The sequence below is a fragment of the Mesorhizobium sp. M0119 genome, from assembly GCF_040322615.1.
Lineage (GTDB): Bacteria > Pseudomonadota > Alphaproteobacteria > Rhizobiales > Rhizobiaceae > Mesorhizobium.
In genome coordinates this window covers 31,160-42,829 of the sequence record NZ_JAMYTU010000003.1, presented here as the reverse complement: position 1 = coordinate 42,829, position 11,670 = coordinate 31,160, and the positions used below count along the sequence as shown (strand labels likewise).

Below are 11,670 nucleotides of genomic sequence, written 5' to 3'. Positions count from 1 at the left end.
GCTGTCGTGACCAGATCTGCAAAACCGCAGCAGACCTACATAAGTAAGCTCACACTTACGAATTTCCGCAACTATGCGGCGTTGGCAATCGACCTTGATCCCGGCGCTGTGGTTTTCTCCGGCGACAATGGCGCCGGCAAGACCAATCTGCTTGAAGCGATCTCGCTGCTCACGCCAGGCCGCGGCTTGCGCCGCGCACCCTATGCCGAGGTGGCGCGCGAAGGCGGCGACGGTGGCTTCGCGCTGCATGCTCGGCTTGACGGGCCGGAAGGCCAGGTCGAGATCGGTACCGGGATACCGGGCAGCGACGGCGAAGGCGGCAGGCGGGTGCGGATCAACGGCGCGGCGGCACGCTCAGCCGAAGACATGCTGGAATGGCTGCGCGTGGTCTGGCTGACACCGGCCATGGACGGCCTGTTCCCCGGGCCGGCGGCCGATCGTCGGCGCTTCCTCGACCGGCTGGTACTGGCGATCGATCCCAGCCACGGCCAGCGCGCGCTTGACTACGAAAAGGCAATGCGCGGCCGCAACAGACTGCTCGCCGACGGTTCGCGCGACGGTGCCTGGTTCGATGCGATCGAGATGCAAATGGCCGAGACCGGCGTGGCAATTGCCGCGGCGCGTGCCGAACTGGTGCGCCTGCTCGCCGCCATGATCGACCGGCTGCCCGGCGACGGACCGTTTCCGCAAGCCGACATCGGCATCTCGGGCGAACTGGAAGGCGAAATCGGTATTTTGCCGGCCGTCGACCTAGAGGAACGGTTCCGTCGCGCGCTTGCCCAGGGGCGCGACCGCGACCGCACCGCCGGACGCACGCTCGACGGCCCGCACCGTTCCGACCTCGTGGTGCGCCACCGGCCCAAGGCGATGCCGGCCGAGCTCTGTTCGACCGGCGAGCAGAAGGCGCTGCTGGTCGGCATTGTCTTGTCGCATGCGCGGCTAACCGGCGAGATGTCGGGCATGACGCCGATCCTGCTGCTCGACGAGATTGCCGCCCATCTCGACGGCGGTCGACGGGCGGCCTTGTTCTCGATCCTGGAGGAACTGAACTGCCAGGCCTTCATGACCGGGACCGATGCCGCGTTGTTTGACAGCCTCAAGGGACGCGCGCAATTCCTGACCGTCGATCACGGTAAGGTCAGGCCGACCACTTGAACTTGGTTCATGCCGCACTTCTGCGCAGCATGCATTGATGCCTGACAAGCTTTCTCCTCCGCTATATGGTCCGGCGATGATCACAGCCGCCCTTACCGATGAAGAGCTCGAACGCTACGCCCGCCACATCGTGCTGCCCGAAATCGGCGGCGCCGGCCAGCAGCGGCTGAAGCGTGCGCGGGTGCTGGTCATCGGCGTGGGCGGGTTGGGAGCGCCGGTGCTCGAATATCTCGCCGCCGCAGGGATTGGCACCCTCGGTATCGTCGACGACGACATCGTTTCGCTTTCCAACCTGCAACGACAAGTGATCCACGCCACGGGCGATGTCGGCATGGCCAAAACCGACAGCGCCAGAGCGGCGATCATCCGCATCAATCCAAACGTCGTCGTGGAAGAGCACAATTTCAGGCTGACCGTGGACAACGCCCCTGCTCTCATCGCCCGTTATGACATCGTCGTTGACGGCTCCGACAATTTCGAGACACGCTACGCGGTGGCCGACGCCTGCGCCGCCGAGAGCCGGCCGCTCGTGCATGCCGCCGTTGGCCGCTTCGACGGCTCGGTCACCGTGCTGAAGCCGTTCGAAACCGGCCCGGACGGCACGTTGAACCCAAGCTACCGCGATCTCTTTCCCGAGGCGCCGCCGCCGGGACTGGTGCCGTCCTGCGCGGTGGCCGGCATTGTCGGCGCGCTGACCGGGGTCATTGGCACGCTGCAAGCAATGGAAGCGATCAAGCTGATCACCGGGATTGGCGAGCCGCTGGTCGGACGACTGCTGCTCTACGATGCGCTGGCGGCACGCTTCGACACGATCCGCTACAAGCGAACCAACCGGTGAGCCTGCCTGCCGACGTTTCCATCGTGCAGCTTGCGGCCGATTTCGACCGTTGGGACGAGGTCTTGGCACTTGTCCTGCGCGCCTTCGCCTTCATGGACGGGGTTATTGACCCGCCGTCCTCGGCGCATCGGCTCACCGTCGAAAATCTCAGGGCTAAAGCGATCGAGGAGACAGCATTCCTGGCGCTGAAGCAAAGCGAGATCGTCGGTTGCGTCTTCGTCCTGAAGCGCGCAGACGACCTCTATATTGGAAAGCTCGCGGTCGAGCCGGCTCTTCAGGGACAAGGCGTTGGAAAACGGCTGATGCAGGCCGTCGAAGATCTTGCCCGTAGCCACAACAGGACCGCCATCGAGCTCCAGACCCGGATCGAGCTGATCGGAAATCACGCAGCCTTTGCCCGCCTCGGTTTTCGTGAAACCGAACAGACAGCGCACAAGGGCTACGACCGGCCGACCTCAATCACCATGCGCAAGGTGCTTTCGTAAGCCAACATTATCCAAAGACGAACGCGTGGTTGCCGCGGCAAGACCATGCCGGCATGATGGCAGGTCACGCCCGCAGCGGCAGCACGCGGTCGGGCGGGCGATGACCGTCGAAGAAGGCGCGGATGTTGATGATCACCTTCTCGCCCATGTCGATACGGCCTTCGAGCGTCGCCGAACCCATATGCGGCAACAGCACGACCTTGCCTTTGTGGGCGAGCTTCAGCAGCTTGCTGTTCAGCGCCGGCTCGTGCTCGTAGACGTCGAGGCCGGCGCCGGCGATCTTGCCGTCATGGATGAGCTTGACTAGCGATTCCTCATCGATGATATCACCGCGCGCGGTGTTGACTATGTAAGCTGACGGTTGCAGAAGCGCCAGCCGCCGTGCCGACAGCAGATGAAAAGTTGCCGGTGTCGATGGGCAATTGACCGAGATAATGTCCATGCGGGCGAGCATCTGGTCGAGGCTTTCCCAATACGTCGCTTCCAACTCGTCTTCGATTGCCGGCAGCACCCGGTGGCGGTTGTGGTAGTGGATCGAGAGGCCAAAGGCCTTGGCGCGCCTGGCGACGGCGGTGCCGATGCGACCCATGCCGACAATGCCGAGCCGTTTGCCCCAGATGCGCCGGCCGAGCATCCAGGTCGGCGACCAGCCCGCCCATTTCTTGTCGCCGGTCAGCACGTTGGCGCCTTCGGCCAGCCGCCGCGGCACCGCCAGCATCAGCGCCATGGTCATGTCGGCCGTATCTTCGGTCAACACGTTCGGCGTGTTGGTGACGGTGATCCCTTTCTTGGCCGCTGCCGCAACGTCGATCTTGTCGACGCCATTGCCGAAATTGGCGATCAGCTTGAGGTTGTCACCGGCCTGGGCAATCAGCGCCGCGTCGATATTGTCGGTCACGGTCGGCACCAGCACGTCGGCCTCCTTGACCGCCGCCACCAGTTCCGGCTGCGTCATCGGCCTGTCCTCGACATTCAAGCGGGCGTCGAACAACTCGCGCATGCGGGTCTCGACTGGGTCGGGCAACTTGCGCGTGATGACGACGAGGGGCTTCTTTTTGCCTACCATTGTTTCCTCGAACCCGATCTCGTTGAGACCTCTTTAACCAAGAACGGCGAAACTGAGAGCCGATCGCGGTACCGGTCATCCATGTAACAAGAGGTTCCGCCGAAGACAAAGAAAAAGGGGCGCGAAGGCCGATGGGCCGGCGCCGAAAGGAACGAAAGTGTCTGGTTTCGCGTCGCTCCGCCTGACCCTCAGTGCAGCATTTCTCGGCGCTCTCATCCATAGCCCACTGGTGATGGCGCAAAGTGCGGCGGCACCCGCCCAGAGCGTCACGCTCGGACCAAGCGGCTTGCCGCTGCCGCGCTTTGTCAGCCTGAAATCCGGCCGCGTCAACTCGCGCGTCGGGCCGGGCGTCAACTATTCCGTCGACTGGATGTATATGAAGCCAGGCTTGCCGATGGAGATCATCCAGGAGTTCGATACGTGGCGCCGGGTGCGCGATGCCGACGGCTCGGAAGGCTGGATCAATCAGTCGCTGCTTTCGGGCCGCCGCACGGCGATCGTCGCCCCCTGGCAGCGCGGCAAGGACGCTCGCGTCAACCTCCTCGACGACCCGGCAAAAGATGCAGGCGTCATCGCGATCCTCGAACCGGGGGTGATGGGCACGATCAAGTCCTGCGATGGCCAGTGGTGCGAAATGACCTTCGACGGCCATACCGGCTGGCTCGCCCAGTCGCTCGTCTGGGGTGCCTATCCCGGCGAAAAGGTCAAGAACTGACCTTTCCGAACCGGAGGTTAGGCCAGCGCTGCAAGCACCGGATCCGGCATTTTGTTTCGCTGATCTTCGGTTCGGAGATGGTCTAGCGGCCGATGCGGCCGAGATGGGTATCCTGGAAACTGCTCGACAGCTTCAAGCCATAGCCCAGAGCGCGGTCGATGGCGATGTGGGCGATCCAGATCAGCGCAACAGCTATCGCCATTGCATTGTCAAAGACGCTGCCGACAAGCGCCAGCAGAACTGGCAAGATCAGTATGTGCAAGGCGTTGTAGGCGACGGCCCCGACGCGCGGCCCGGCCATGTAACCCAGCATCGACAGGTCGGGTGCCAGAATGAGCACTGCAAATAGCCACCAGGAAGCACCGGCGATTGCATAGAAGACAAGAGCCGCGCCCGCGACGGCGACCCATTCGAGCCGGAGCGTCAAATCCAGGAATTTCATAAGGCGCCGGTCAGTCGCAGCGTTTCGGACGCAGTCTCACCACGATATCGACATTGGCGATCTCCATGCCTTCCGGCGGTTCCGGCAGGTTGGAAACCGTCACCGGGCCGCTGTCGATATCGAAGATCCTGTTTTCGCCCTCGATATAGAAATGATGGTGATCGGAGGTGTTGGTGTCGAAATAGGTCTTCGATCCCTCGACGGCGAGGATGCGCAAAAGGCCAGCCTGGGTGAACTGGTGCAGAGCATTGTAGACGGTGGCCAGAGACACCGGCACGCCGGCGGCAAGCGCTTCCTCGTGCAACTCCTCGGCCGAAAGATGACGGTCGCCCTTGGCGAAAAGCAGATCGGCCAGCGCGATGCGCTGGCGTGTCGGCCTCAGACCGGCCTCGCGAACCCGCTTGTCCACAGCGACATTATCCTTCCGGCAACCCAGATCCATCTATCCGTCGCGCTCACAGTTCCGCCTCAGACACGTCCAAAATGGCAGAAATAGAGCATCTGCCGAAACTGAACGTGTCCTGACATATATTCTGTCGGCCGAATGCGATCAATAGCGCGCATTGACCCGGGCAGATGGGCAGGTTAAGCGCAAACGCCGGTTTCCGGCCTGAAACAGATTGTGTTAGGAAACCACCGACAAGGGCGCCTATCGCCCGGGACGATCACGGGGACGAGATTGATGGCGGGTTCGAAGTCCAGTTACGGTTACGAGGAATTGCTTGCCTGCGCCCGCGGCGAGCTGTTCGGACCGGGAAATGCGCAGCTGCCCTATCCGCCGATGCTGATGTTCGACCGCATCACCGAAATCAGCGAAACTGGCGGTGCGTTCGACAAGGGTTTCATCCGCGCGGAATTCGATATCAAGCCGGATTTGTGGTTCTTCGCCTGCCATTTTATCGGCAATCCGATCATGCCGGGATGCCTGGGCCTGGACGCCATGTGGCAGTTGACGGGGTTCTATCTTGGATGGCTCGGCGAACCCGGCAAGGGGATGGCGCTGTCGACCGGTGAGGTGAGATTCAAAGGGATGGTCACGCCTTCGGTCAAGAAGGTGGAGTACGGCGTCGACTTCAAGCGAGTGATGCGCGGTCGGCTTGTGCTTGGTATCGCCGATGGTTGGCTGAAGGCAGATGGCGAGCCCATATATGCGGCAACGGATCTGAAGGTCGGTCTGTCCAAGCAATCGGCCGCCGCCTGAACGAAGACCCTACAGTACGACGTCTTGGACGTCTGATGGACGCTGTAGCACTTTAATTTTGCGCATGGCTCCGTTCCGGAAATTGATTCAGGTTCGGGGTTCGCGCTGGAAGGAGTTGCGAATGAGACGGGTCGTAGTCACAGGTCTCGGAATCGTGTCGTCGATCGGTAACGATGCCAACGAGGTGCAGACCTCGCTGCACGATGCCAGATCCGGCATCAGTTTCTCCGACTCTTTCGCCGAGCATGGCTTCCGTTGCCGGGTGTGGGGCGCGCCGACGCTGGATCCATCGGGCATGATCGACCGTCGCGCCATGCGCTTCCTGTCGCAGGGTGCTGCCTGGAACCATGTCGCAATGGACCAGGCGATCGCAGACGCCGGCCTCGACGAGACCGACATCACCAACGAGCGCACCGGCATCGTGATGGGCTCCGGCGGACCGTCGACCCGTGCAATCGTCGAGGCGGCCGAGACCACGATCAAAAACGGCAGCCCCAAGCGGATCGGGCCATTCGCGGTGCCAAAAGCGATGTCGTCGACCGCTTCGGCGACGCTTGCCACCTGGTTCAAGATCCACGGCGTCAACTACTCCATCTCATCGGCCTGCTCGACGTCTGCGCATTGCATCGGCAATGGCTACGAGTTGATCCAGTGGGGCAAGCAGGACATCGTCTTCGCCGGCGGCCATGAGGACCTCGACTGGACGATGTCGGACCTGTTCGACGCCATGGGCGCCATGTCGTCCAAGTTCAATGACAGGGCATCGGTCGCCTCCCGCGCCTACGACGTCGATCGCGACGGTTTCGTCATTGCCGGCGGCGCCGGCGTGCTGATTCTTGAAGAACTCGAGCATGCCAAGGCACGCGGCGCCAAGATCTATGCTGAGATCGTCGGCTATGGCGCGACCTCGGACGGCTACGACATGGTGGCGCCGTCGGGCGAAGGCGCAGCGCGCTGCATGAAGCAGGCGCTCGCAACGGTGTCCTCGCCGGTCGACTACATCAATACGCACGGCACTTCGACGCCGGTCGGCGACTCCAAGGAAATGGGCGCCATCCGCGAGGTGTTCGGCGAGAAGATGCCTTTCATCACGTCGACCAAATCGCTGACCGGCCATTCGCTGGGTGCGGCCGGCGTGCAGGAATCGATCTACTCGATCCTGATGATGCAAGGCGGCTTCATCGGCGAGAGCGCCCACATTGACAACCTCGATCCGGAATTCGAAGGCATGCCGATCGTGCGCAAGCGCATCGACGAAGCCAGGATCGACACCGTTTTGTCCAATTCGTTCGGTTTCGGTGGCACCAACGCTACGCTGATTTTCCAGCGCTATTCCGCATAAGGATTTGCCGACCATGGACGGATTGATGAAGGACAAGCGCGGGCTTGTCATGGGTGTCGCCAACGATCATTCGATCGCCTGGGGTATCGCCCGCAAACTGTCCGAACATGGCGCGGAACTCGCCTTCACCTATCAGGGTGAGGCCTTCGGGCGCCGGGTCAGGCCTCTCGCCGAGAGACTGGGCGCATCGCTGGTCGTGCCTTGCGACGTAGAGGACAGCGCATCGGTCGCTGCCACCTTCGAGACCCTTGGCAAGGCGTGGGGCGGGCTGGACTTCGTCGTCCATGCCATCGGCTTTTCTGACAAGAACGAGCTGAAAGGCCTCTACGCCGACACCAGCCGCGACAACTTCATCCGCACCATGGTGATCTCCTGCTACTCCTTCACCGAGGTCGCCCGTCACGCCGCCACGTTGATGAAGGATAGCGGTTCGATGATCACGCTGACCTATGCCGGTTCGGTCCGCGTCATGCCGAATTACAACGTTATGGGCGTCGCCAAGGCCGGGCTGGAGGCCAGCGTCCGCTATCTAGCCAACGACTACGGCCCGCGCGGCATCAGGGTGAACGGGATATCGGCGGGACCGGTACGGACGCTTGCGGGCGCCGGGATTTCCGACGCACGCCACATGTTCTCCTACCAGCAGCGCAACTCGCCGCTACGCCGTACAGTGACGATCGACGAAGTTGGCGGCTCCGCGCTCTATTTGCTGTCCGACCTGTCCTCCGGCGTCACCGGCGAAATCCACTATGTCGATTCCGGCTATCACATCGTGTCCATGCCGACGCTTGACGAGTTGAAGCAGACCGACGGCGGGCGGGAATAGCGCAAGCGACGTCGCCGGCTTGCCCCGCAGCGTTTCAGCGTCGCGCCGAGAAGACCTTGAACATGCCGTCGCGGGCGAGCTCCGCATGGCTGGAGAAGGCGGCCGCCAGCACCGGTTCGTAGGGAAGCTGACGGTTCGCCACCATGAACAGCCGGCCGCCCGGCTTCAGCGCTTTGCCTGCCGCGCGGATCATGCCGGCACCGATCTCCGGCTCAGTCGCTCGGCTGCGGTGAAAGGGCGGGTTCATGACGACCACATCGTAGCGGCGCTCGACCGGCTCGCCCAAAAGATCTATCCAGAAGAAACGTGGCTCCACGCCGGTGTTGCCGACATTGGCCTTCGCCGCCTCCAGCGCTTCGAAATCCGCTTCGTAAAGGTCAAGCGCCGATATGCCGGGTGAGCGGGCGGCGACTTCGGCGGCGACATAGCCCCAGCCGGCACAGAAATCCGCAACGCTGCCACGCAGATCGTTGGGCAGATTTTCGACCAGCAGCTTCGATCCCGCATCGATCTTGTCGAACGAAAACATGCCTGGGGCCGTGCGGAAGCGGTCCTCGACCACCAAGTTCGGATTGGCGGCGCGAAGCGTTGCCGCGGCAACGGTATCGGCCGGCCGGCGAAACCAGAAGGCAATGCCGTGATGCTTCGGCAGGTGGCCTTCGAGCGGCACAAGGGCGCCGACATGCTTGCGCAGGCTGGCGATACCATCGTCCTTGCCGCCGGCAACGGCGATCAACCCGCCTGGTGCTACGCGTTTGACCGCTTCGGCGACGCGCAACTCGTTTTGGCCGCGATGGCGGCCGGCGAGCACAAATGCCGCGTCGAAAGCCTCGCCTTCGACCTGCGGCGTGACCGTGAAGCCGGATGCCTGCAAGGCGCGAAAATGCGGCCTGAAGCCTTGGATGAGATGAAGCTTGGCATCAAAGCCTTCCGGCAAGCGAAAGCCGGGCTCGGCGCCGAGAAAGAGAATGCGTTCATCCTTTCGTGGCAGGGAAACAGCCCCGGCCTCGAATGGATGGAAAAGCGTCTTCAGCGGCTCGGCGGACATTCACCACTCTTGAACTGCAAGGCTGTTGTTGAAACGCAAACGGGCGCGACCTTCCGGCGCGCCCGCTTCGATTGCAGTTAGATCAGCTTAGGCGGCGTTCTCTTCGCCTTCGCTCTTCTTGTCGCGGACGATTTCCTTGCCGGTGGCCTGGTCGACAACCTTCATCGACAGGCGGACCTTGCCGCGCTCGTCGAAGCCCATCAGCTTGACCCAGACCTTGTCGCCTTCCTTGACCACATCGGAAGTCTTGGCGACGCGGTCATTGGCGAGCTGCGAGATGTGGACGAGGCCGTCACGCGGACCGAAGAAGTTGACGAAAGCGCCGAAGTCGGCTGTCTTGACGACCGTGCCTTCATAGATTTCACCGACTTCCGGCTCGGCGACGATGGTGTGTATCCACTTCTTCGCCGCCTCGATCTCCTTGGCATTGGCCGAAGCGATCTTGACCGTGCCGTCGTCCTCGATGTTGATCTTGGCGCCGGTCTTTTCGACGATCTCGCGGATGACCTTGCCGCCCGAGCCGATCACGTCGCGGATCTTGTCGGTCGGGATGTGCATGACCTCGATGCGCGGCGCGAACTCGCCGAGCTCGGCACGTGCGCCGGACAGCGCATGGGCCATTTCGCCGAGAATGTGCTGACGGCCATCCTTGGCCTGGTCGAGGGCGATCTTCATGATCTCCTCGGTGATGCCTTCGATCTTGATGTCCATCTGCAGCGAGGTGATGCCATAGGCGGTGCCGGCAACCTTGAAGTCCATGTCACCGAGGTGGTCCTCGTCGCCAAGGATGTCGGAGAGCACGGCGAAGCGCTCGCCTTCCTTGATCAGGCCCATCGCAATGCCGGCGACCGGCTTGGCCAGCGGCACGCCCGCGTCCATCAGAGCCAGCGAGGTGCCGCAGACGGTAGCCATCGAGGACGAGCCGTTGGACTCGGTGATCTCCGAAACGACACGCAACGTATAGGGGAACTGGTCGGCGGTCGGCAGCATCGGCCGGATGGCGCGCCAGGCGAGCTTGCCGTGGCCGATTTCGCGGCGGCCCGGCGAACCCATGCGGCCGGTTTCACCGACCGAATAGGGAGGGAAGTTGTAGTGCAGGAGGAACTTCTCCTTGTACATGCCGGTCAGCGAATCGACATACTGCTCGTCCTCGCCGGTGCCGAGCGTCGCGACCACCAGAGCCTGGGTCTCGCCACGGGTGAACAGCGCCGAGCCGTGCGTGCGCGGCAGGACGCCGACTTCCGAGACGATCTTGCGGACCGTCTTCAGGTCGCGGCCGTCGATGCGCGAGCCGGTGTCGAGGATGTTCCAGCGCACGACCTTGGCCTGGAGTTCCTTGAACACGGTGCCGATCTGTTCGGACGTGTATTTGGCCTCTTCGCCTTCTGCCGGCGCGAACGCGGCCTTGACCTTCGCCTTGACGGCGTCGACGGCGGCATAGCGCTTCTGCTTGTCGGTGATCTTGTAGGCGTCGCGAAGCTCGCCTTCGACGATCTTCAGCATCTCGGCTTCAAGTGCGGAATAGTCCGGCGCGGTGAAGTCGCGCGGGTCCTTGGCCGCGACTTCAGCCAGCTTGATGATCGCGTCGATCACCGGCTGGAAGCCCCTGTGGCCGAACATGACGGCGCCGAGCATCAGATCCTCGCCGAGTTCCTTGGCTTCGGACTCGACCATCAGCACGGCGTCGGCGGTGCCGGCGACGACCAGGTCGAGCTTCGATTCCTGCATCTCGTCGACATGCGGATTGAGCACGTATTCGCCGTTGATGTAGCCGACGCGGGCGCCGCCAACCGGGCCCATGAACGGCACGCCGGACAAGGTCAAGGCGGCGGAGGTGGCGACGATCGACAGGATGTCCGGGTCATTTTCGAGATCGTGCTGGACGACGGTGACGACGATCTGGGTGTCGTTCTTGTAGCCTTCGGCGAAGAGCGGGCGGATCGGGCGGTCGATCAGGCGGGAAACCAGCGTTTCCTTCTCGCTCGGACGGCCTTCACGCTTGAAATAGCCACCCGGGATCTTGCCGGCGGCGTAAGTCTTCTCCTGGTAGTTGACCGTCAGCGGGAAGAAATCGAGGCCGGGTTTCGGCTCTTTCATCGAGACGACGGTGGCGAGAACCTTGGTTTCGCCGTAGGTGGCCAGCACCGCGCCATCGGCCTGACGCGCGATCTTGCCGGTTTCGAGAATGAGCGGGCGGCCGCCCCATTCGATTTCCACTTTGTGGTAATTGAACATGTCTTGTCCTTCGTATGCGGAAAGGGCCGCGCCGTTTCAGCGTGCGCGGATGCCCCTTTCCCTTGGCTTCCTTTCTCGGGCAGCCACGGGCAAGACAACGGGAGGCTCGGCTATTCGGCGCGGTGCCGCACGAGCGTCCTGCAATCCTGCCCCATGACCGTCCATGGGCGGTTTCGAGTGGCCCTCTGCTGTTTCGAAACCGGGTTGGCCAATCGATCCGACTGGCCTTGCGCGTGAACCCGAAAACCAGGTTTTCGGAAAGTACCCTGCGCAAATCTAAACTTCAGAGCGTCCTTTGCGCATCCAAACCGATGCGC

12 protein-coding genes are annotated in these 11,670 nt (G+C 62.6%); 7 read left to right on the top strand and 5 right to left on the bottom strand.

Features of this window, described 5'->3' with window-relative positions; genetic code table 11:
* Window positions 1–6 precede the first annotated feature (6 nt).
* From recF to NKJ40_RS03870, 3 genes are all read left to right on the top strand, one after another.
* Entirely contained in the window at window positions 7–1,155 is a 1,149-nt protein-coding gene (gene recF / locus NKJ40_RS03880; RefSeq protein WP_352464849.1) for a DNA replication/repair protein RecF, read from the top strand.
* 76 nt (window positions 1,156–1,231) lie between these two features.
* On the top strand, window positions 1,232–1,993 hold the full coding sequence (locus tag NKJ40_RS03875; protein WP_352465089.1) for a molybdopterin-synthase adenylyltransferase MoeB: 762 nt from the start codon (window positions 1,232–1,234) through the stop codon (window positions 1,991–1,993).
* Complete coding sequence (locus tag NKJ40_RS03870; protein WP_352464847.1) at window positions 1,990–2,478, top strand: GNAT family N-acetyltransferase; 489 nt, start codon at window positions 1,990–1,992, stop codon at window positions 2,476–2,478. Before NKJ40_RS03875 ends, NKJ40_RS03870 begins: the two co-directional genes overlap by 4 nt.
* 64 nt (window positions 2,479–2,542) lie before the next feature.
* Here NKJ40_RS03870 and NKJ40_RS03865 read toward each other — a convergent pair whose 3' ends face one another.
* Window positions 2,543–3,544 carry a 2-hydroxyacid dehydrogenase gene (locus NKJ40_RS03865; RefSeq protein WP_292654007.1) on the bottom strand — a complete coding sequence of 334 codons (1,002 nt, stop codon included), beginning with the start codon at window positions 3,542–3,544 and terminating at the stop codon, window positions 2,543–2,545.
* Window positions 3,545–3,701: 157 nt separating this feature from the next.
* Between NKJ40_RS03865 and NKJ40_RS03860 the strand changes: the two genes are divergently transcribed.
* A complete protein-coding gene (locus NKJ40_RS03860; protein WP_023676915.1) occupies window positions 3,702–4,259 on the top strand; it encodes an SH3 domain-containing protein in 558 nt (185 codons plus the stop codon).
* A gap of 82 nt (window positions 4,260–4,341) precedes the next feature.
* Here the strand turns inward: NKJ40_RS03860 and NKJ40_RS03855 are convergent, their stop codons facing one another.
* A complete protein-coding gene (locus NKJ40_RS03855; RefSeq protein WP_352464845.1) occupies window positions 4,342–4,701 on the bottom strand; it encodes a DUF4260 domain-containing protein in 360 nt (119 codons plus the stop codon).
* A gap of 10 nt (window positions 4,702–4,711) precedes the next feature.
* Window positions 4,712–5,143: an iron response transcriptional regulator IrrA gene (gene irrA, locus NKJ40_RS03850; protein ID WP_023676913.1), complete on the bottom strand. Its 432-nt coding sequence runs from the start codon at window positions 5,141–5,143 to the stop codon at window positions 4,712–4,714.
* A gap of 240 nt (window positions 5,144–5,383) precedes the next feature.
* On the opposite strand from irrA, the gene fabA reads away from it, so the two are divergent.
* From fabA to fabI, 3 genes are all read left to right on the top strand, one after another.
* On the top strand, window positions 5,384–5,902 hold the full coding sequence (gene fabA / locus NKJ40_RS03845) for a 3-hydroxyacyl-[acyl-carrier-protein] dehydratase FabA (protein WP_352464844.1): 519 nt from the start codon (window positions 5,384–5,386) through the stop codon (window positions 5,900–5,902).
* 121 nt (window positions 5,903–6,023) lie between these two features.
* Complete coding sequence (gene fabB / locus NKJ40_RS03840) at window positions 6,024–7,244, top strand: beta-ketoacyl-ACP synthase I (protein WP_352464843.1); 1,221 nt, start codon at window positions 6,024–6,026, stop codon at window positions 7,242–7,244.
* A gap of 13 nt (window positions 7,245–7,257) precedes the next feature.
* Window positions 7,258–8,070, top strand: coding sequence for an enoyl-ACP reductase FabI (gene fabI, locus NKJ40_RS03835; protein WP_352464841.1), 813 nt, complete (start codon window positions 7,258–7,260; stop codon window positions 8,068–8,070).
* 34 nt (window positions 8,071–8,104) lie between these two features.
* Here the strand turns inward: fabI and NKJ40_RS03830 are convergent, their stop codons facing one another.
* Together NKJ40_RS03830 and pnp are read right to left on the bottom strand one after the other, a co-directional pair.
* Entirely contained in the window at window positions 8,105–9,118 is a 1,014-nt protein-coding gene (locus tag NKJ40_RS03830; protein WP_352464839.1) for a class I SAM-dependent methyltransferase, read from the bottom strand.
* A gap of 87 nt (window positions 9,119–9,205) precedes the next feature.
* Window positions 9,206–11,353, bottom strand: a complete 2,148-nt coding sequence (pnp, locus tag NKJ40_RS03825) for a polyribonucleotide nucleotidyltransferase (protein WP_292654001.1) — start codon at window positions 11,351–11,353, stop codon at window positions 9,206–9,208.
* Window positions 11,354–11,670: the final 317 nt, after the last annotated feature.

Excerpts from the sequence above, each read along its gene's own strand:
- NKJ40_RS03875 (WP_352465089.1), top strand. The coding sequence starts at position 1,232 with ATGATCACAGCCGCCCTTACCGATGAAGAGCTCGAACGCTACGCCCGC.
- NKJ40_RS03865 (WP_292654007.1), bottom strand. The coding sequence starts at position 3,544 with ATGGTAGGCAAAAAGAAGCCCCTCGTCGTCATCACGCGCAAGTTGCCC.
- NKJ40_RS03855 (WP_352464845.1), bottom strand. The coding sequence starts at position 4,701 with ATGAAATTCCTGGATTTGACGCTCCGGCTCGAATGGGTCGCCGTCGCG.
- irrA (WP_023676913.1), bottom strand. The coding sequence starts at position 5,143 with ATGGATCTGGGTTGCCGGAAGGATAATGTCGCTGTGGACAAGCGGGTT.
- fabA (WP_352464844.1), top strand. The coding sequence starts at position 5,384 with ATGGCGGGTTCGAAGTCCAGTTACGGTTACGAGGAATTGCTTGCCTGC.
- fabB (WP_352464843.1), top strand. The coding sequence starts at position 6,024 with ATGAGACGGGTCGTAGTCACAGGTCTCGGAATCGTGTCGTCGATCGGT.
- fabI (WP_352464841.1), top strand. The coding sequence starts at position 7,258 with ATGGACGGATTGATGAAGGACAAGCGCGGGCTTGTCATGGGTGTCGCC.
- NKJ40_RS03830 (WP_352464839.1), bottom strand. The coding sequence starts at position 9,118 with ATGTCCGCCGAGCCGCTGAAGACGCTTTTCCATCCATTCGAGGCCGGG.
- pnp (WP_292654001.1), bottom strand. The coding sequence starts at position 11,353 with ATGTTCAATTACCACAAAGTGGAAATCGAATGGGGCGGCCGCCCGCTC.